General features: G+C 43.0%; 18 protein-coding genes and 1 pseudogene. 16 read left to right on the top strand and 3 right to left on the bottom strand.

Going from position 1 to position 19,950, the window contains the following annotated elements:
• Positions 1–39: 39 nt before the first annotated feature.
• From CEF13_RS29380 to CEF13_RS23660, 6 genes and pseudogenes are all read left to right on the top strand, one after another.
• Positions 40–201 (top strand): annotated as a pseudogene (locus tag CEF13_RS29380) (glycoside hydrolase N-terminal domain-containing protein); the annotation flags it as partial.
• A 386-nt stretch (positions 202–587) separates the two neighbouring features.
• Positions 588–1,328 (top strand): IclR family transcriptional regulator, encoded by a 741-nt coding sequence (locus CEF13_RS23680; RefSeq protein ID WP_102714570.1) that lies wholly within the window; start codon positions 588–590, stop codon positions 1,326–1,328.
• Positions 1,329–1,348: 20 nt separating this feature from the next.
• Entirely contained in the window at positions 1,349–2,122 is a 774-nt protein-coding gene (locus tag CEF13_RS23675; protein ID WP_102714568.1) for an SDR family NAD(P)-dependent oxidoreductase, read from the top strand.
• A gap of 35 nt (positions 2,123–2,157) precedes the next feature.
• The gene (locus CEF13_RS23670; protein WP_102714566.1) at positions 2,158–3,069 is read left to right on the top strand and encodes a fumarylacetoacetate hydrolase family protein; all 912 of its coding nucleotides are present in this window, start codon (positions 2,158–2,160) and stop codon (positions 3,067–3,069) included.
• A 5-nt stretch (positions 3,070–3,074) separates the two neighbouring features.
• A complete protein-coding gene (locus tag CEF13_RS23665; protein WP_102714564.1) occupies positions 3,075–3,917 on the top strand; it encodes an amidohydrolase family protein in 843 nt (280 codons plus the stop codon).
• Positions 3,918–4,072: 155 nt separating this feature from the next.
• Positions 4,073–4,999: an NHL repeat-containing protein gene (locus CEF13_RS23660; RefSeq protein ID WP_102714562.1), complete on the top strand. Its 927-nt coding sequence runs from the start codon at positions 4,073–4,075 to the stop codon at positions 4,997–4,999.
• Positions 5,000–5,007: 8 nt separating this feature from the next.
• Here CEF13_RS23660 and CEF13_RS23655 read toward each other — a convergent pair whose 3' ends face one another.
• Complete coding sequence (locus tag CEF13_RS23655) at positions 5,008–5,820, bottom strand: AraC family transcriptional regulator (protein ID WP_243864747.1); 813 nt, start codon at positions 5,818–5,820, stop codon at positions 5,008–5,010.
• A gap of 149 nt (positions 5,821–5,969) precedes the next feature.
• Here CEF13_RS23655 and CEF13_RS23650 point away from each other — a divergent pair, with 149 nt between their 5' ends.
• The 3 genes from CEF13_RS23650 to CEF13_RS23640 all read left to right on the top strand — a co-directional run bounded on the left by CEF13_RS23650 (position 5,970) and on the right by CEF13_RS23640 (position 7,981).
• Positions 5,970–6,713, top strand: coding sequence for a phytanoyl-CoA dioxygenase family protein (locus tag CEF13_RS23650; protein ID WP_102714558.1), 744 nt, complete (start codon positions 5,970–5,972; stop codon positions 6,711–6,713).
• 540 nt (positions 6,714–7,253) lie between these two features.
• A complete protein-coding gene (locus CEF13_RS23645) occupies positions 7,254–7,544 on the top strand; it encodes a MazG nucleotide pyrophosphohydrolase domain-containing protein (protein ID WP_102714556.1) in 291 nt (96 codons plus the stop codon).
• A gap of 272 nt (positions 7,545–7,816) precedes the next feature.
• Positions 7,817–7,981 carry a Spo0E family sporulation regulatory protein-aspartic acid phosphatase gene (locus CEF13_RS23640; protein WP_102714554.1) on the top strand — a complete coding sequence of 55 codons (165 nt, stop codon included), beginning with the start codon at positions 7,817–7,819 and terminating at the stop codon, positions 7,979–7,981.
• Between the two features lie 10 nt (positions 7,982–7,991).
• Here CEF13_RS23640 and CEF13_RS23635 read toward each other — a convergent pair whose 3' ends face one another.
• Positions 7,992–8,861: a helix-turn-helix transcriptional regulator gene (locus tag CEF13_RS23635; protein WP_102714552.1), complete on the bottom strand. Its 870-nt coding sequence runs from the start codon at positions 8,859–8,861 to the stop codon at positions 7,992–7,994.
• Between the two features lie 248 nt (positions 8,862–9,109).
• On the opposite strand from CEF13_RS23635, the gene CEF13_RS23630 reads away from it, so the two are divergent.
• From CEF13_RS23630 to CEF13_RS23600, 7 genes are all read left to right on the top strand, one after another.
• The gene (locus CEF13_RS23630) at positions 9,110–10,657 is read left to right on the top strand and encodes a hypothetical protein (RefSeq protein ID WP_102714550.1); all 1,548 of its coding nucleotides are present in this window, start codon (positions 9,110–9,112) and stop codon (positions 10,655–10,657) included.
• 590 nt (positions 10,658–11,247) lie between these two features.
• Complete coding sequence (locus tag CEF13_RS23625) at positions 11,248–12,294, top strand: LacI family DNA-binding transcriptional regulator (RefSeq protein ID WP_102716528.1); 1,047 nt, start codon at positions 11,248–11,250, stop codon at positions 12,292–12,294.
• A gap of 2 nt (positions 12,295–12,296) precedes the next feature.
• Positions 12,297–13,727 carry an extracellular solute-binding protein gene (locus CEF13_RS23620; protein ID WP_102716527.1) on the top strand — a complete coding sequence of 477 codons (1,431 nt, stop codon included), beginning with the start codon at positions 12,297–12,299 and terminating at the stop codon, positions 13,725–13,727.
• Between the two features lie 91 nt (positions 13,728–13,818).
• A complete protein-coding gene (locus tag CEF13_RS23615) occupies positions 13,819–14,694 on the top strand; it encodes an ABC transporter permease subunit (RefSeq protein ID WP_102714548.1) in 876 nt (291 codons plus the stop codon).
• A 3-nt stretch (positions 14,695–14,697) separates the two neighbouring features.
• Complete coding sequence (locus tag CEF13_RS23610) at positions 14,698–15,570, top strand: carbohydrate ABC transporter permease (protein WP_243864748.1); 873 nt, start codon at positions 14,698–14,700, stop codon at positions 15,568–15,570.
• The gene (locus CEF13_RS23605; protein WP_102714546.1) at positions 15,551–16,876 is read left to right on the top strand and encodes a CehA/McbA family metallohydrolase; all 1,326 of its coding nucleotides are present in this window, start codon (positions 15,551–15,553) and stop codon (positions 16,874–16,876) included. The genes CEF13_RS23610 and CEF13_RS23605 overlap by 20 nt, the downstream gene beginning before the upstream one ends.
• Positions 16,873–18,114 carry an MFS transporter gene (locus CEF13_RS23600; RefSeq protein WP_102714544.1) on the top strand — a complete coding sequence of 414 codons (1,242 nt, stop codon included), beginning with the start codon at positions 16,873–16,875 and terminating at the stop codon, positions 18,112–18,114. Before CEF13_RS23605 ends, CEF13_RS23600 begins: the two co-directional genes overlap by 4 nt.
• Positions 18,115–18,205: 91 nt before the next feature.
• On the opposite strand, the gene CEF13_RS23595 is transcribed toward CEF13_RS23600, so the two are convergent.
• Positions 18,206–19,798, bottom strand: a complete 1,593-nt coding sequence (locus CEF13_RS23595; RefSeq protein ID WP_102714542.1) for a glucose PTS transporter subunit IIA — start codon at positions 19,796–19,798, stop codon at positions 18,206–18,208.
• Positions 19,799–19,950: the final 152 nt, after the last annotated feature.

Below are 19,950 nucleotides of genomic sequence, written 5' to 3'. Positions count from 1 at the left end.
GTATTAATAAGTTAATAAATTTTTTATGCGAGGTGTACAATGACGAACAATAATCGCAACAAGCCTGCCGAACAGCATAATCTATCTTTTCACGAGCCGATTGATCGTTGGGACGAGGCTCTTCCATTGGGGAATGGCTTATTGGGTTGTCTAGTTTGGGGAAATGGTGAGCCAATCCGTCTTAGTATGGATCGTGCCGATCTATGGGATACGAGATTAGCTCCTGAAGCAGGCAGAGGTGCTTGTTGGACTCGACCATGCATGCTTAATGAATATTGCAGGAAATCTCATGTATCGCGGCGAGAAGGTTCGAGTGATGCATTTGGCAGAGCTGTTATATGAAGGAATGATAGCAGGTGTGTCAACTGGCATCGAATGCTAGTACGGTCTAAGGGCGAGGTCAGTATCAGTAAGAAGGATGCTGGCTTTTTTCATATTACTTAAAAAGCGGACAGAGGCTGGAATCCACCCTTGCACGAGGGATACTGCCTTTTTATGAAAATCGGGATTGCTAAATCAACAGTAGAAAGGTAAAATTGATTTGTATACAAAACTAGGTTTTCTATAATGTTCAAAAGGATGATCATATGGACAAAAAATATTGGGTACCTGCATTGGAGAAAGCAGATGGGGTTTTACGACTTATATCAGAAGAGTCCTATAAGCATCGCTTAATTGATCTGTCCAATCAGCTCGGCATTCATAAGAGCTCTTTATACTCCATATTGCATACTATGGAAGCACTTAATTGGGTTAATAGAGATGCTAATGATACATATGCCATCGGCTCCGCTACGGGGAGATGGGGCCATTCTTACTCACAGGGCCAGGATATAATCGCGTCTTTCCATCGTGAAGCAACCATTACTAGAGATCGCCTGCAAGAGACGATTCAGTTGGCCAGACTAGAAGGGAATGAAGTGTTATATCTAGCAAAAGTGGAAGCCCCTACTATGGTCAGGCTGGCTTCTGGTCCTGGCATGAAGTTCCCTGCTCATGTGACTGCGCTCGGGAAAGTACTGTTGTCGTTCGTGGATGATACAGAGCTAGATTCATTGTACCCGATTCAACAGTTAATGAGTGCCACAGAGTATTCCTTGAAAACAAAGGCGGATTTGGTTAGGCAGCTCCGAATCATTCGTGATGAAGGGATTGCTTTCGACGAGCAGGAAGTCATCGTGGGGTTCAGCTGTGTTTCAGCCCCGATCTTATCTCGATCAGGTGAAGCTATCGCAGCAGTGAGTTGCTCCATGCCACAGCATATCTGGGAGAAGAAGAAGGATGTTGCGATGGATGAAATTCGTCAATTGGCGGGTCGTTTATCCTAATTTCAAGGAGGGAATCATCAATGAGATTGGAGAATAAAGTTATCCTCATTACAGGCTCTGGTTCAGGTATTGGGAGAAGCACTGCGTTGTTGTTCGGTCGCGAAGGAGCAACTGTAATCGTGAACGATCTGAATGAAGCTAACGGAATAGAGACATTGAACGATATTCAAGCTGCCGGAGGAAAAGGTCACTTTGTCCGTGCAGACGTGACAGATCCCGAATCTGTAATGCAGATGGTAGATCAAATTATTGAGAAATACGGTCATATTGATGTACTTTTCAATAATGCGGGAATTAGCGGCGTAGGAGCTTTACATGAAGTCGAGCCCGATGCATGGGACCGAGTTATTCGGGTCAATATTCGCGGTGTATACTTAACATCCAAATATGTGCTTCCGCACATGATGAAACGCAGATCTGGCAATATCATTAATATGTCCTCCTGCGTTGCAGAAATTGGACTTGCCAGAAGGGCATCTTATTCAGCAACGAAGGGAGCGGTATTGGCGCTGACGAAGTCCATGCAAGTGGATTACGCGGCATATAATATTCGGGTAAATGCTCTTTTGCCAGGTACGATACTAACTCCATTCGTTGAGAATTACTTAAAAACTTCTTATGATGACCCAGAAACTGCAATTGCGTCTATTAAGAAACGCCAGCTTGGCGAGGAGCTTGGCCTACCTGAGGATGTTGCCCAAGCTGCATTATTCCTTGCTTCAGATGAATCGAAATTTATGATGGGTTCTCCTCTCTATATCGATGGAGGCGCTACTTTTGGAAAAAATGCTTAAAAAATAATAGATCGCAAAGGGAAGGGGATTTTACAATGAAATTATTAACATTTGTTAACAATGGTGAATATCAACTAGGAATCAAAACAGAAAAAGGTATTTTGGATGTTGCAAGCGCCTTAATGGATATGGCTATGCCAAATGGAGAATCCGTACCGATGACCGTTCATGAAGTGATTAACGGTGGTGAGGCAGCAGTTGAAGCACTTGCTCAATTCACATCACAAGCACTAGAGAAATATGGTGACGAGTGTTCATATTTGCTGGATGAAGAGAAGCTGACGCTCGGTCCTTGCGTGACTCACCCGAATAAAATTATTTGTGTCGGACTTAACTATCGTAAGCATGCGGAGGAAACGAATGCAGCTATCCCTCAGTATCCGATTCTGTTCAATAAGTTCAACAATACGTTGACTGGTCATGGCGACGATATTCCACTGCCAAAAGTATCACAGAAAGTCGATTATGAGGCAGAGCTCGTCATCGTTATCGGTAAAACTGCAAAGTATGTTACGAAAGAGGACGCGCTTAGCCATGTGTTTGGTTATTGCAGCGTGAACGATTTGTCTGCACGGGACTTGCAAATGCGGACACAGCAATGGCTGTTAGGTAAGTCATGTGATAAATTCTCTCCACTTGGACCATACCTAGTTTCGGCGGATGAACTTGGAAACCCGAATGATCTGGATATTAAATGCACGGTCAACGGAGAAGTACGCCAGCATTCTAATACATCGGACATGATCTTCCATTGTGACGAGATCGTAAGCTATATATCACAACATATGACACTTGTACCTGGCGACATTATTCTGACTGGAACACCTGAAGGCGTCGTTCTCGGTTATCCAGAAGATAAACAGGTCTACTTAAAGGATGGTGACATCGTTACGATTGAGATTGAGAAGCTGGGCAAGCTGACAAACCGACTTGTAAGCGAGGTTTGAGAAACATGAGAATTGATGCGCATCAGCACTATTGGCAATTAAGTCGCAACGATTATGGATGGCTTACACCGGAATCTCCTACACTGTACCGGGATTATATGCCTAATGATCTTGAACAATTATTGAAAGGCCATGGAATAACAAAAACGATTGTAGTTCAAGCTGCTGCAACTGTTGAGGAAACAGAATTTCTTCTAAGTTTGTGCGAGACGCATCATTCCATTGCTGGTGTAGTAGGTTGGTTGGATTTTGAACAGGACAATTTTGTGGAAACCTTTGAACGGTTACGTGAAAATCGTTATTTTATTGGTGTTCGTATTATGCTTCAAAGTATAGATGCTTCGAATTATTTGCAGCGTCCTCAAGTTATTCATCATTTACGATGGTTGGAGAAATCGGGATTCCCTGTAGATTTATTGTTTCATTCTGTTCAATTCCCTGCTATATTAAAATTGCTCGAGCTTGTGCCAAATTTAAATGCGGTCGTTGACCATATTGGTAAGCCACAAATTTCGCAGCAAGAAGTATCGCCCTGGCAAGAGTGGATTACAGAAGTCGCCGAATATCCGCAGATGTATTGTAAACTATCAGGGATGGTTACCGAAGGGAATATCGCGGACTGGGTAGAATCTGATTTCAGTTTTTATGTCAAACATGTCGTAAAAGCTTTCGGATTGAAGCGAGTTATATTCGGTAGTGATTGGCCAGTTTGTCTCCTAGCAGCAAGCTATGATCAGACGGTTAGCGTTTTGCTTAATAATTTGCCTGATGAGCTTACAAAGCAACAATTAAACGATGTTTTTGGCAATAATGCGATTCACTTTTATCAATTGGAGACTATTTTATAAAACCTTATACAACACAATAGCTATATTTCGAAGCAAGAAATATAGCATCCAATTGTTTATCCTTAGTTCTTTTCGACTCACACGTTCTTTTTGACAATCTAATTTCCATTAATATCATCGTTTTGGTATTGGGGAATGTGGAATGGGGCCAACCAATGTATAATCAATTGAAATTAGGTAATACCGCACGTAGTTATAATCTTGTTCCAGGCTGGGCTAAACTTCCTGCTGACTTGGACTTCGGATATACACATGGAATTATCGTTGATCGTGAGGATAATGTTTATGTGTTTCACACAGGAAAACCTTCGATATTCAAATTTAATCAAAATGGACAATTTCTAAAAGCATGGGGCGAAGAGTTTGAGGGAGGTGCACATGGTTTTTATCTGAATAAAGAGCAAGATGGGGAATATCTCTATGTCACAGATACCACACGATGTAATATTGTGAAAATGGATTTAGACGGCAAGCACTTGCTTACATTGGAAACTCCAGATCGCACAGATATTTATAATGAAGAATTGAAATTTGTACCAACTGATGTAGCTGTTTCTGCAAATGGCGATATTTATGTAGCTGATGGTTACGGTCAAAGCTGGATTCATCAGTATACAGCAACCGGCGAATATATCCGTTCTTGGGGCGGAAAAGGAACAGCATTGGGGCAATTGAACTGCCCACATGGCATTTCCATTGATATACGAAGCGGGGAAGAAGAGATTTACGTAGCGGATCGCGGCAATCATCGGATTCAAGTATTCACTTTGCAAGGTGATTTTAAAAGAGTAATCGTTGACGATTTGGATATGCCTTGCAGTTTTTATTTTCAAGGCGATGAAGTTTACATCCCTGACTTGGACAGCCGTATTACGATCTTGGACAAGAACGATCGATTGATCTGTCATTTGGGTGAAGACCAGCAGGCTTATAAACAAGCGGGCTGGCCTAATTTACCGAAGTCCTATTATCGTGATAATAAATTCAGCTCACCTCATGGTATTTGTGTGGATTCCCAAGGCTCTGTGTATGTAGCAGAATGGATTGTTGATGGTCGTGTAACGAAGCTTCAAATAGAATAGGAGTAAGGTCAATTACGTAAGCCACTCCAGGACAGTTGCCTTATTTCAGTTGCCGTTTTTCCCGTATGTTGCTTAACTAGTCTTGCAAGGTGGTGAGACGTTTTAAAGCCGCAGCGATGGGCGATTTCTGAAATAGTCAATCCAGTACTAGTTATCAGTTCTATGGCTTTATTGACCCGATACTCCCACAAATAGCGAATCGGAGTCGATTGAACATTTGACTTAAATATTCGCAGTAGATGCTCAGGTGAAAGGCAGGCTTGTATGGCCAGCATCTCAAGAGTGATCTCGCCTGAGTAATGTTCATTGATCCACATTAAAGTGGAATATATGGCTGGGTGCTTTTCCTTTTGGAAAAGCACTCTTTTTGATTCAATCGGAAACAAATGAATAGCAGTAAGTCCCAAGCTTAGCATGGCAGAATCGTCATTGGGGACATGGCGCTGAACGTCGAGCATAAGATCGGTTAGGTGGTTCATCTCCTTCGTTAGCGCAATACATTCAGGTAACTGGTATAAGGCTTCACGAGTTTCATCGGTTAGCTCGGTTACATGGACGGATATCCAACGATGCCACGATTGTTCAGTTTTGGAGAAGATGAAGGTCTCTTCGTGTCCAGGCTTTAGGAGGATCAGCTGACCTGGTAGCACATCGATCTGTCGCTGATCGATCGTCATGCTCATTTCTCCAGTATAGAGCATGACGAGCTGCAAATCTTGCTGGATTCGGGGACCAAATCTTCCTCCAGGAGGGTAGACAATAGAACCAGCAGTGGCATATTGTAAGGCATCGAAAGGGATATTTAATTTATCATTAGGCATGAGCAGTTCTCCAGTCGGCATCGTATAAGATAATTTACATAATATCAATTGTAGATACAATAATGAAAGTTACAGACATTGTCAAGTCATCGCCATCGAAGTATTCTTTTAATAGAGAATAAATTGTTATCGCCAAAGGAGAATGCATAATGAATGGAATTTATACGAAGCCACTCACACCTTTAACGGAGTCACAGATTGAATTCTTCAGAGAACAAGGATATATCCTATTCAAGAAGGGGATGACCGAAGACCTTATTGATGCCTTTAATGGACACATCTATGATATCCGAAATCAAGATCCAATGCCAGAGTGGGCGTCTTGCGACATTAATAAAAGATATTCCGTTAGACTATTCAATCCCCACAAGCATGATAGCTTTTCTAGGCAGTTGATGAAGAATGCAATTGTTCGAGGAGCGCTTGCTCAATTGATGGGTAAGGAAGCGGTATGCGTACAAAGCATGTACTTCTATAAGGAACCAGGCTCTCCAGGACAAGCAGCCCATCAGGATTACTACTATATAAAAAATGATCCAATGACCATGATTGCTGCTTGGACAGCTATGGAAGAAGTGATTGATGTCGAGAATGGCTGCCTATGGGTAATGCCTGGTACGCATAAATTGGGACTATTACCACATGGTGCTGTTAAGAATCTAGAGGAGCATGAGTCACACACTGAAGAGACGGAAGGTGTCGATACTTCAAGACAAATTCCAGTTCCAATGGAGAAGGGGGACATTCTGTTATTCAGTGAACTACTGATCCACTCATCTACTAAGAACCGGAGTGTTGACCGTTGGCGACGCTCATACGTTTGCCATTACATTCGCGAAGATTCCAACGTACTCCACCGCGAGGACCTCCGTCAGAAGTTTTGGTTGTATTAATCTTGAAACAAATAGCCTGCGTATGTGTGCTTATGGCTGATTAGGTCGATTATTAAAGAAGCTTCCATGCCGTGTATCCGTATACGTCTGCTAGCTATACAACAGCAGTCTTTAGCAATGATGGAGAGCATAATACTATTTTTCTCCATTAGGCATAGTGGATGAAGTACAAAACAAAATACAATCTTGGCAATAGAAGCTATGATGCTGAAGAATGAATATGGTTTGACTCATAGCTTAATAGTGCTCAAGTAGAATTCAAGAAAGAGAGGCCCATGCAATTGCGCATGGGCCTACTCGATTTAGTTATATGTATTCTCAAACATTCATTTTATATGTCTATACTCACTTGGGGTTATACCCATATTTAAGGACCTTTACAAAGCATTATGATGACACTATACATCTAATTCTGTAAAAGATAAACTAAACGTAATTCAGTATATAAATGAAATTGGTAGTTTGGCAAAAATGTTTGACAAAATTTCTTAGCAATACAAGGGATTGACGCCCTACAAACAAACGCAAGGAGCGGGGAAATTGAATACATCAGAATTTCAACAATATGTGAGCGAATACAGTAAAACCAAAGGGTTCGATACGAGTACGATTGAACAAAGAACGCTATATTTGATGACGGAAGTTGGAGAGTTGGCGAAGGAAGTATTATCTGTATCCTTCCATCCTGATGCAGAGAAGAAAGAAAATTTGGGGCACGAGATGTATGATGTTGTCTGGAATATTTTTGATCTAGCCAATAAGTTGGGCATTGATCTTGATCAGGCATTTAAGCAAAAGATGGAGATTAATGATAAGAGGAGTTGGAAATAGGCGGAGTATGCATGCCTGCCTGTACGATAATGTCGTATGCTCCGATTTATAGACGGTACTTTCGTTGGTTTAAGAGGCAGGGGGTTGGTTACCCCCTCCTTCTCCATTTTGGGCGTACAAGCCCACAATTCACTTCCCTAGTTACCTCAATCTACCTCAATCCAAACCTCCTAAAAAATTTATTTTCATTTCAATTATTGCTGAATCGCAACGTATTACGTTTCGATGCTTTGTTATTCTTTATGTATATTTAACCAATAGGGAGGCAATGTATGGAGCCGTTATCCGATGAACAGCGAATTGTTGAGCTGAGATGGAAATTAATGAACCTATCCCGTAATCCGAACCTTATTAATGATAATGAAGTACTTGAATTGTGTATTCAAATCGACCAGTTAGTTGTAGAAATGAGTAGGAAGAGGCGGAATGAGCAGTGAGACATATGGGTTAATCACCGACATACATTTGGGCCAAGCTTGCGATTTCTGCTTTCATCTTATCCCGTAAGCTTTGAGGAGATAGTACCTCGGCCCATGTTCGCTGCTGAAATAACCAGAATAATAAACTTTCTTCATTAGAGACCGTTACTTTGTAAATTTCCTGCTCTCCGTCTTTTCGTATAAATTCATGAACGGGAAATTTAGATTTCAAATAGTTAGATAGGAAAGGTTTTACTTTAATAGTCGCAGTTATGATGGAATCTCCTGTATGCATCATAAAAGAATAATTCGAATGCTTTCCTGCTTCAAAAAAATGAATGCCATCAAGCGGTTTCGTGAACTTAGACTTTTTAATTTTGTATTTATTAATACGATCTATTCTGTAATTCCGTATTGGGCGTTGTTCAGCATCTATATCCTTATAGGCAACACAATAAAAGAAACCCTCGTCATACGTGATAGACAGAGGCGCGATGGGAAACGATTTTGTCTCCAGTGAAGATCTGGTATAGGTGATCTCAATAATAGTATGGTTTAAGATGCAGCTATACAAATCCCGAATGCATTTTAATACAGATTTCTCAATCATAGGGCGATAATTTAACTCGTAGGAACTAGTTATTTTCTTGACTTGCATTCTCTCGGCCACGTGTAATCTATTAAAAATATATTGTGTCAGATGATCCAAGTCTTGCTTGGGCAAGCTTCGTGATCCGTACAGCATAGTTAGAAGAGTAAAACAGTAAAATACTTGGTCGTTGTCTTGTACCATTTTGTACAACTTGGATGGTTTGTCATATTCAATAAGAGGTCCATTTGGTCCAATAGCCTGAATAATAAAACGAATATCCTTTTTAATCGTTTCAATATGTTTCAATATGTTTCCCGTATTTATGAGCTAATTCTACGGAACTAATTTCACCATCTTTACGGAGCAGTTCATAAATCTCAATAATTCGAGTTAGGGAGTTCACTTCTTGTTTATCCATAATATTCATCCTCATGTAAAATTATAGGCTATACTAGTTTTATACTATCACAAATGGATAACTAGAGATGGGCGGCGTATGGCCTAGGAAATGAATTTATTTTAATCTAATCTTTTCAATTTCAGGAGGATGTTACATGAGACTTAGTCCTAACCAATTAGAAAAAATGAATGCTTATGTGGGATGCGGACCGCACTTGGATGCTGATATATTGATTATGGGAAATGAAGAAGGAACGGGCGGTTATCCGACTCATATTGAAACCAATGCTGTTGCTAGATTTCGGTTGTATGGGAAAGAGGAAACTACCGTATCTGCTTTACTTGATAGCATGGCTCAAGATAAAGAAATTCTTTGTCAGGACGATCTTTATCCCAATGAACAATATGAGTGCAGCGTGAACGGTAATTGGAAAGAAGGCTTTTGGGAGAAGAGCGCGAGAAGCGGCGGCGAGAAAATTAAGCGATACATGAAGAATTATTTCGGGTACGATCCAGAGAAGTCCAAAGAGAAGCCTTCCTTGTTTAACACGTATACAGCCCGTTTATGCTTAACTTTAGAAGGCATTAAGAATGATCCCCATTTTCCAATCGAAACTTTTCTAAGATCTGATGAAACCAAAACGAATGAGATTAATGAATATGCGGACAACCAGCTATATACTTCTAGACCAGGAGGGAGCTTATCGACAGCCTTAATGGATTGGAGACCATTGCCTCGTCCTAATGAGGGAGTTTGGCCGCCAGAATATCATTCATTATTCGAAAGCGAGAGTGAATATCTTCGCGCCTATCGTTTTAATAAATCAGCGACCGATAAAGCGAGGGAATATGTGAATAAAAGGCTGGATTATTTAAAATCAGTTATTGTTCATAGTCGGGCGAATACATTAATTACGATAGGGCAAGTAGATAACAAGATCAATATGCTGAGGCGTATGTTTCCGGAGCAAGAATTGGTGATCGAGCGAATTCCAATTAGCAAAAGATCATATACGACCAAAGTTCTTCTGCCGAATCGAACATTACATATATATATTCTTTCTTTTTTTAAGTTTTTCCCCATTGAAGATCTACTGTACGTGGCCAAACAGCATCTCGTTCCTGATTTTTTTGATCGTGAACGTCCGACTATGGAGACTCAATCCATATGTTCGACTGTTCTTTCTCCTAGTCCCCAAAAGATCAAAAAAAAGCTGAGCTCACGAAAACAAACCAACAGTGAGCAGACTGACGGACTTGAGGAACGTCGATTTCTAGTGGAGCTGGCTAAACAAATGAAAGTTTTGGAACCTGATATTCAGCATACATCTGCATACCGTGACAATAGAGCGGATTACAATTATATGTTTATGTGGTTTGGTGATAAGCAATGGGGTAATCCGAAGTGCAAAGCGGAGATTCATGTTAATTTCAAACCGGAAGTGGAAGTAGAATTGAGTTGGAGAATACGACCGGATCAATATGAGCAGCCTTTAAGAGCGAATCTAATCCATGCTGCGGAAAGCATCGGTAACGAGCTTTCAAAGTTGGGCTTCAAGAGAAACACATCTGCGAAATTGTATATTGAGTTTCACAAGGTTTTGCAGAGAAAACAAGATGAAGAGCTGCTGAACATTAGCGCTGCGGAATTGCGAAGCGCTATGAACTTAGCTAGAGAAATAATGACTGCTACATTCGGATGAACAGAGAAACATGCTGATGGAAAGTGATGGTAGAAACCAGTGGGAAAACAGAGTGCAGCAGGCAAAACGACAATTTTTCAATTATCAATTAGTAGATACTCCTGAAAGAGGTAACTGGTTAATACGCCGAAAGGTATGGATAAGTTTGAAAAGCTGCGAAAAAACGGTGAAATAGATATATAGATTTATATAATATAAAGCTTCGCTTGCTCAAAATTCTGTAACAAACAAACCCTATGCCGTGCAGGCATTGGGTTTGTTTGCGTATATTTGCTAAACCCGTCTATTATCACCTCCAATTAATACTGCCTTGATAGTCCTCTTCACGGTGAACTCCTATTCCCTACAAAAAATACAATTGAAAAACGCAGATTTACAGAAATACTACAATTCGATAATATCCATCTTACAAAACCGGTTTAATATGAAATCAATTGGAATATTCCTTTACATAAAGAGATGGAGAGTGATAAGGAGAAGAAAAATAAGGGGAAAACAAGATAATTAGTTAAACCGGTTTAATGAAATATGAGAGATTAGGGTATGAATATATTTCTGCAGATGCAGGAGATAAGAGAGGCTCTATTCCTATGGCTACTATCGATGATGTCGCGAGAGAGGCGGGCGTTTCAAAAGGCACCGTCTCCAACGTATTCAGCAAAAAAAGACCGATTAGCAAAGAAGTTACCGAGCGGGTATTAGAGGTGGCCAAAGCGCTCAATTACAAGCCTAATTATTGGGCTCGAAGCTTGGCAAACAAGTCGACTCGCATTATCGGGCTCAATATTCAGGGGGAAAAATTCAAGTTCAGCCAGTTCCATTTATCTCTACTAAACGGAGTTCTCAGTGTTTGTTATGAACATGGATATAGGCTGCTCGTTAATACTCTATCGCAATCTTATCTTAATCAAGTGGAGCAAATGGTCACTGACCCCATCGACGGTGAAATCCTGCTAGATCCAGAGATCGATGATCAGCGAATCATAGAACGATTAGCTGATGGATTGCCGGTTGTCTTAATCGGCAGACCATCCCCAGAATATGAGAATCGCATCTCGTACGTGGATAATGACAACGTGGGAATGACGGAGCAGATTACCCAGTACCTATTAGATCTAGGTCACCGGAATTTCTTGTTCCTTAATGCACCGAAGCACAGAACGGTTGCAGTTGACCGGGCGCGTGGGTTTCTAAATGCTGTACAGGAAGCAGAGCTGCCTCAGTCGTCGCATCTTATCGTATTCAAACCAGACATGGACAATTCCTCGCTGGATTTCGGGTATGAAACGACACTTCAAGCGATTAGAGACAATCATGAGATCACGGCAATTATCGCAGATACGGATACAATGGCACTGGGCGCATACAAAGCAGCGGAAACATTAGGAATTGATATTCCCAGTCAACTGTCAGTCTTCGCGTTCAGCGACGATTCGGTATTCTCACCGGAGTTCACACCTCCGCTCACTGGCGTTCGCCTTTATGCTGAACGCTTAGGTAGAGAAGCTGCGTCCATGTTAATCGAACAAATGACAGAAGACGTCAAGAGTATCAAAAGAACAATCGTACCGACCGAAATGATTATCCGCAGCTCATGTGCAAACCATAATACTATTCTTGGAGGGATTATTTCGTGAATATGCAGAAGAACGCAGTTATAGCTATGATTTTAGCCGGAACCACCTTATTGTCCGCTTGTGGCACCAATAACAGTGGTGTTGCGAATAACTCACCAGCCCCTTCGGCAATTACGTCCGGAACAGAGGCAAGTGCTGATGGCGGGAAACTCGAGATTCTGAGCGGTAATGTCGGTGGAAAGACACCAGAGGGCAATGCGGAGTTCGAGAAAGAGCTCAGCAAAAAAACGGGTCTGGACGTAAAGCTGGATAAGCCGGCAAGCGACTTTGACCAGAAGGTGTTAACTGCGCTTAGCTCAGGAGCCAAGTACGACTTGATCGAGGTTAGCGACTTGGCCAAGCTGGATGCATTCATCAAACAAGGCGTCGTGACGGATCTGTCGGATTTCGTACAAAACTCCAAGGTGCTTTCGGACCCTGCAGTCATCCCAACTGGTGAATGGGATCAAGTTAAAGGACCGGATGGAAAAATTTATGGTGTTTTCTCGAAGTTCCAGGGGGCGACGATGCCTATTGTGCGCAAAGACTGGTTAGAAAAGCTGAATCTGCAGGAGCCAAAGACGCTAGATGAGCTGTACACTGTCTTGAAGGCGTTCAAGGAAGGCGATCCGGATGGAGATGGAAAAGCGAATACTTACGGTTTGAGCACTTCGGGACTATACGATATCCAAGGCATTATGAGCGCGGCTGGTCTGAAGTATAGGTACGTCATGCAGGACGGCAAGCGGACGATTCCTTATGCTACCGATGCTGCAATCCCGATGTATGAATGGTTTGCCAAGCTCGTGAAGGAAGGCATTATGGACCCTAACTTCATTACGAACGACACAGCCAAGATGCGTAATCTGTTCCTGACCGATCGCGTTGGTATGGTCACATATTGGGATGCATGGGTAGGAATGTTCAACAATCTTAAGAAAACAGAAGATCCAAACACGACCTTCCAAGCGGAGGGAATGCTCAGCATCCAAGCTGAGGATGGCACGATTCTTATGCGCCGCGGAGATCCGGATTTCTGGATTATTCCGGCGAACGCACCACATCCAGAAGCCGCTAAGAAGTTCCTTGAGTTCTGGAACACGCAAGAAGGGATTACGTTAGGGAGCTTGGGCGTCCAAGATTATGACTATACGTTAGAAAACGGCACATACAGTCTTACAGAAACCGGGAAAATTGCAAACATGGACCATGGCGTTCCTTATTGGTACAACTCGACGGTTAAATCGCCATTCCCTGCGCTGCCTGGCGTTGAAGATGCAATGGCGTTGTCCAAACAACATGCGACACTGGAGCTTTCCTTATCCACTTGGCCGGATGCTGAGAAAATCGTGACAAACTACGCACTCAAAGCTATGTCAGGTCAGATGGCGGCGAAAGACGCAGTCGCCAAAATGCAGAAAGAATTGAAAAGCGCGAACCTAATCGACGAGTAATTCGATAATTGTTTAGTCGGCGGGCGAGGAATCTGTTCCTCGCTTCTTCACCGACTATCGGAATTCAGCTCAAGGAGGAAGCGAAACGAAAATGAGAACAATCAAGAAAAACGCCATGTTCTACATCATGATGGTTCCGATCGTCGTTTATTTCGTAATTTTCGCGTATTACCCGCTCGTGAAAGGGTTGCAGACCAGCTTCCAGGACTACAAACTCATGGGTGACCGGCCATATATCGGCTTCGACAATTATGATCTGGTTATTCATGATCCGAGCTTCTGGGACGCGCTATGGAATACGCTGTATATCGGCGGAGGGATTCTCATCGTCGGTTTTATCGCCCCGTTGCTTATTGCGCTCTCTTTGAATGAAGTTATGAAGAGTTGGTTCAAGAAGACTGCACAAATGTTGCTGTACGTTCCGCATTTGTTATCTTGGGTCGTTATCGGAGGGATTTGCATTTTCCTTCTATCCCCGGATACTGGGCTAGTTAATATGCTGTTGATGAAAATATTCGGAATGAATCCAATCAATTTCATGGCGGATGAGTCCTGGGCGAGAAGCGTTATGATTGGATCGGCCGTGTGGAAAGACATGGGTTACAACTGTATTTTGTTTCTGGCCGGTATTGCAGCGATCAACCCATCGTTATACGAAGCCGCGCGAATGGACGGGGCGACCCGGTGGGAGCAAGTTCGTTACGTAACGCTGCCGCAGTTGATGAACACGATGAAAGTTATTTTCCTGCTCAATACGCTCGGGATTTTCCGGATTTTTGACCAGATTTTCGTCATGCGCAATCCGGCGATCGCTTCCAAGGTCGACGTTCTTATGATGTATACGTTCCAGAAGGGAATTATGGAAATTCGTTTCGGCCCTGCGGCCGCTGCCAGCTTCTTCGTTGTCTTATTCACTCTGCTGCTCACGGTTATGGTTAGAAAAATAACTCGTTTTGACGAGGTGTAATGTATGGGAATTGAACGATTAGAAAGAATGGGTTGGAAAAACAAGATATTTGACTTCTTGAATGCAGTGTTCCTGCTGCTGCTAATGCTAACGATGATTGTTCCTTTTATTAACGTTATTGCGCTCGCTTTCTCATCAGGGATGGCGTCCATGCAGCCTGATATTATTCTTTTTCCGAAAGATTTCAGCACGGAAGGCTTTACGACGGTATGGAAAAGCTTAAACCTTTGGCGACCTTTCATGAACAGCGTAATTGTTACCGTCACTGGTACGTTCTTTCATGTCTTATTGACCAGCCTAGCGGGGTTTGTGCTTATTCAGCCCCACTTGCCAGGCAAGAAGATCATCATCTCTTTCATCTTGCTGACGATGATGATTCCACAAGATGCGATCATGATTCCGCTTTACTTAGTGAATAAAGATTTGCATCTCATTAATACACTAAGCTCTCTTGTTTTATCGGGCATGGTCTCCGGTTTCTCGATCTTGCTTATGCGCAATTATTTTTTAGGTGTCCCTTATGAGATGTCCGAGTCCGCACAGATTGACGGCGCAGGAATGTTTCGCATCTTCGCGACGATGTACATTCGTGTAGCGAAGTCGGGACTTGCTACGATTACTTTATTCGAATTTGTAAGCCGTTGGAACATGTTGACGGCTCCTGTATTGTTCATCAATGATAGTTCCAAAATCACGCTTCAGGTCGCACTTAAGTCGATGATCACGGAAGCGAGTGCCACTTCAAGCAATTTTCTAGTCACTACAAACGTTCGGATGGCCGGAATTCTGATTTCGATTATCCCGTTGATAGCGATCTACCCTTTCGTTCAGAAATATTTCATGAAGGGGCTTATGCTTGGCGCTAACAAAGAATAGAGAGGGCGAAGACATCATGGAGAGTATCTCAACGTTGTCCTTGAATAGATGGATTGCTAAGGAAGAAGAAAAGACTTATATCGAAGTACCTTTCGCCGTTGAAGGCCGGATCGAACGAATAGAGGTGCAGTATACGTACGAACGTTCAGATGGTACAACTGTAATCGATATTGGACTCCGCTCGCCGGACCGAATCGTAGGCTGGAGCGGGGGAGCAAGGAATTCGTTCTTCGTCGGACTGGGGAAAGCGACACCGGGCTACTTGGCCGGTCTTATTCCGGCAGGTGAATGGAATGTCCTGTTAGGTGCATATCGTGTGCCGGAAGGGGGATGCATGGTGCAAATCAACTTGAAGCTTGTCCACAATCATCCTCGATGGATGAAGGGCGATTTGCATATGCACGGTGTTCACAGCGACGGTTCCTACTCGATCGCAGATGCGATTCAGTCTGGAAAGGACAAAGGGCTTGAATTTATGGCCTTTACAGATCACAATAACGCTTCACAGAACTTGTCTACCTTGGCTGCCGACGATCAGCTTGTGCTCATCCCCGGGGTAGAACTAACGAGTTACAAGGGACATGCTAATTTACTCGGGCAGTTGGATGCACTGGACGACTTCCGCATTTTGACACCGGAACAGGCGGCGTCCACTTTACAAAGAGCGGCGGATAAGGGCGCATTCGTCTCGTTGAATCATCCGTTCGACTCGGATTGTCCTTGGGAGCTAGGCTTTGATGTCCCATATGATGCGATTGAAGTGTGGAATGGGCCGTGGCGTCCGCTTAATGAGACAGCTGTCCGTTGGTGGCAAGAGCAGCTAGTATCTGGACGCAAGCTCGTTGCGATCGGAGGGAGCGACACGCACAAGCCTAATCCTTATGTTGCACATGGAACACCAACGACTTATGTTCGCGCTGAAGCGGAATCGAAGGAGGAGATCCTTCGAGCGATCAGGCAAGGGCGCGTGGTGCTTTCGTTTAATACAGACGAGACATTCATCGATCTGTCCATCGAGGAGGCTGGCGTGGGAGATACGATGATCGTGGACGAAGAGAAGGAATATGAAATAGCGGTGAAAATAAGCGGTGCTGCGGGAGATAAAGTGCAGCTATGGTCTGATCGCGGTTTGGAGCGGGAATGGATCGTAGCTAACGAAGGTGTGTATTCCTTCCCTGTTGAGGCGGATCGCTTGTTCTACCGTGCGGAGTCGAACCGTTATCTGGCGCATTTGGGCGTAACGATAACTTCTTGCCTGACCAATCCGATCTATATCCACAGATTGAGGGCGGAGGCACCGGTTTGAACTTGCAAGAAACTACGGACACCCACGTAAGTGTCCGTACCAAATTACCTAAGCCGGCAAAGATGTTATTATCCGTGAACGGGTTGAACGGATTAGGGATGAACCTGTCGAGCTTATTCATTAATGTGTATTGGTACAAGCTGACGCAAGATATGTCAGTCACATTGCTATTTACCTTGGTCTCTTACGTGGCATGGCTGCCAGCTTTTGCACTTGCGGGATGGTTCAGCAAGCGGTTTTCCCGCAAGAGCGCAATCGTAATCGGGACGATAACGCAGCTCGCGTTCTATGGGGTGATCCTCTTTTACGGTGAGCAGTCGGCTTATTGGATACCCCAGCTGGGCGTGCTCTACGGTGTCGGGGCGGGCTTTTATTGGCTCGGCATCAACGTATTGACGGTCAAACTGACTTCTCCGTCGATCCGGGATTGGTTTAACGGGGCGAATGGGATGATCGGTTCTATCACAGGCATGCTGGGCCCGTTGCTAGCGGGTTGGACAGTGTCTGCTACACCTGATCGAATCGGTTATCCGCTCGTATTCGGCGCGGCATTCCTCTGCTTTCTGTTATCTATGTTGGCCTCCTTTCAGCTTCCTGATGAAACATCGCGGGAACCCTTCCAAGTGCGCAGCATGCTGGGGATACTGAGACAGGCTAAATGGCGACGTCTGACATTTGCGTTCGTGGCGCTGGCATTCCGCGAAGGTGTACTATCCGCTGCGATCGGCTTATGGGTATTTGTATCGACGCAAAACGAAGGAACAACTGGACAATTTGCCTTTCTGACTACCTTGTTGTCTGTAGTCAGCTTTTATGTAGTGGGTCGATTCGCTCAGGAGCATCACCATCGAGGATTGCTCGCTGCTGGCACGGTTTTGTTCAGCTTGTCCATGGTTGGCATTTCCATTCATATGAATCAGAGCACACTGCTGCTTTATTGGATTATGGATTCGATTAGTAGGCCGATCTTCGACACACCTTTCAATACTCTAACTTACAACTATGTCAGCCGGTTTGACCTGGGTGGCAAAATTAGCACGGAGCTCGTCGTTTGGCGAGAAATCGCCCTTAGTGTAGGTCGTATTTCAAGTGTCGGCATGCTGGTCATGTTATATAAATGGACGGATCCTGCTTTGACGTTAGGTTTGTTCTTGGGCTTGATTTTCCTTGTAGGGCTGCTGCCTCTCCTGCTCGTTTGGAAGGTTGCAGCTGCAAGCAATTCAGCTGCTAGCAATTAACAAAAATGAATTCCACAAAAAAACCCGCGATCATATCTCGCGGGTTTTTACGTCTGACGTTAGACTAATCTCAGTTGGCGTCTTAAATAGGCTATACAATTACTGTGAGCAGCTCTTCCTTTACTTTTATTGTGTCGCTTTTTGAAATTTTAACATCAAGGTATTGATTTGAATTAGTGATGACAACAGGAGTTGTTAATGGATATCCAGCTGCTTTAATTTTTTCCATATCAAACATAAGGAGCAAATCCCCTTGTCGTACTGTATCCCCCTGATTGACAAGGGCTGTAAAATGTTCGCCGTTCAATTTTATCGTGTCAATGCCGATGAATATTAAAACTTCTGCGCCACCCTCAGATGTGACTCCAATAGCGTGTTTTGTTGGAAACAAAGTTGTTACAACTCCATCTACTGGTGAGAACACTTCACCTTTTTCGGGTTCAATAGTCACACCCTTTCCAACTGTTTCTGTTGCAAAAAGTGAATCACTGAAATGGCTTAACGGAATTATTTTTCCGCTTAGTGGACTTGTAATTGTTTCTTTTATGACACTAATTAAGCTTGTTTCATATTTTACCATTAAAGGGTTTTTATTTTTATCTTCATATCCGAATGTATAGGTGAGGATAAGTCCTAACACTAAAGCAATCATCGTACCAATTAAATAATAGGCCATAGGTGTAAACGCAGGGATGGATAAAAAACTGGGGAGAGAAAAAACAGACATTTTCACTCCAAGCGCTCCATTAATGGCTCCCCCAACAGCTCCAGCCACTGCTACATAAATCATCGTTTTTCTATACCGTAAAAGGATTCCATAATTGATGATTTCGGTTGTACCTGCCAAAGCACCAGGTATAATTCCTGAGCTAGCGAGAGTTTTTAAGTCCTTATCTTTCGTTTTTAATAAAACGCCAAGCGCCATCCCAATTTGAGCAAATGGTGCTGCTGCTGCCATCCCGATAATTGGATCAGGTCCAAATGCAAGATTTGCAATGGCAATGGGGATAACTGCCCAGTGAAGACCCAAAAGAGTAAGGAAGGTCCAAGCAGCTCCGAGCACGGCTCCTGTCAAAAGTCCGCTTTTTGAACTTAAAAACTCGATACCCACTCCGATTCCTTCTCCGGCATACACACCTATAGGACCGAAAATAAGCACGGTTAACGGTACAATCAAAACTAACGAAATCAATGGATTGATAAACATTTGAATGTCTTTATAAATAATCTTTTTTAAGAATCTATCTAATACTGCATAAATAGAAATGGCAATGAAAATCGGGAAGACGGTAGAAGAATAGCTCATTAATACAACTGGAATCCCCACAAAATCTATCTTTCCCGCTCCATCAGTCATTAATTTCGTGAAATGGGGTTCCAAAAGCGCAGCCCCAATGGTACCGCCTACATATGCATTCGCACCGAGTTTAATCGATAGAGTAATACCAAGAAAAACAGGAAGGAAATAGAACACGGCATGTCCAGCGGCAGATAAAATGGCATATGTACCGCTTTCCGTAGACAACCATCCTAGCATCGTTAATACAGCTAATAAGGCCGATAACAAGCCTGACCCTGCTAGTACACCTAAAATAGGAGCAAAACTTCCTCCGATTACACCTAAAATTTTGTTCATCACTGACTCTTTTTTTTCCTCATTGTTAGCTGCATGTTGATCATCCATGTTGTAAGCTCCTTTATTCTTTAATTCTTGTATAAAGAAATAAATGAATATTATTCCATATTAATCCGGGGTATTCGTCGAAAACCATGTTTATTATTAAATCATTTTGTTTTCCATGCGCATCGCACGCTAAAAAAATAACTTTTTAAATT

This window comes from Paenibacillus castaneae (assembly GCF_002884445.1).
In the GTDB taxonomy this organism is placed as follows: domain Bacteria; phylum Bacillota; class Bacilli; order Paenibacillales; family Paenibacillaceae; genus Pristimantibacillus; species Pristimantibacillus castaneae.
The sequence above is the reverse complement of the archived record's forward strand: the minus strand, read 5'-3'. Positions and strand labels throughout refer to the sequence as shown.

Bases quoted from the DNA above. Each gene is read 5' to 3' on its own strand.
- CEF13_RS23680 (WP_102714570.1), top strand. From the start codon at position 588: ATGGACAAAAAATATTGGGTACCTGCATTGGAGAAAGCAGATGGGGTT.
- CEF13_RS23675 (WP_102714568.1), top strand. From the start codon at position 1,349: ATGAGATTGGAGAATAAAGTTATCCTCATTACAGGCTCTGGTTCAGGT.
- CEF13_RS23670 (WP_102714566.1), top strand. From the start codon at position 2,158: ATGAAATTATTAACATTTGTTAACAATGGTGAATATCAACTAGGAATC.
- CEF13_RS23665 (WP_102714564.1), top strand. From the start codon at position 3,075: ATGAGAATTGATGCGCATCAGCACTATTGGCAATTAAGTCGCAACGAT.
- CEF13_RS23660 (WP_102714562.1), top strand. From the start codon at position 4,073: ATGTATAATCAATTGAAATTAGGTAATACCGCACGTAGTTATAATCTT.
- CEF13_RS23655 (WP_243864747.1), bottom strand. From the start codon at position 5,820: ATGCCTAATGATAAATTAAATATCCCTTTCGATGCCTTACAATATGCC.
- CEF13_RS23650 (WP_102714558.1), top strand. From the start codon at position 5,970: ATGAATGGAATTTATACGAAGCCACTCACACCTTTAACGGAGTCACAG.
- CEF13_RS23640 (WP_102714554.1), top strand. From the start codon at position 7,817: ATGGAGCCGTTATCCGATGAACAGCGAATTGTTGAGCTGAGATGGAAA.
- CEF13_RS23630 (WP_102714550.1), top strand. From the start codon at position 9,110: ATGAGACTTAGTCCTAACCAATTAGAAAAAATGAATGCTTATGTGGGA.
- CEF13_RS23625 (WP_102716528.1), top strand. From the start codon at position 11,248: ATGGCTACTATCGATGATGTCGCGAGAGAGGCGGGCGTTTCAAAAGGC.
- CEF13_RS23620 (WP_102716527.1), top strand. From the start codon at position 12,297: ATGCAGAAGAACGCAGTTATAGCTATGATTTTAGCCGGAACCACCTTA.
- CEF13_RS23615 (WP_102714548.1), top strand. From the start codon at position 13,819: ATGAGAACAATCAAGAAAAACGCCATGTTCTACATCATGATGGTTCCG.
- CEF13_RS23610 (WP_243864748.1), top strand. From the start codon at position 14,698: ATGGGAATTGAACGATTAGAAAGAATGGGTTGGAAAAACAAGATATTT.
- CEF13_RS23595 (WP_102714542.1), bottom strand. From the start codon at position 19,798: ATGGATGATCAACATGCAGCTAACAATGAGGAAAAAAAAGAGTCAGTG.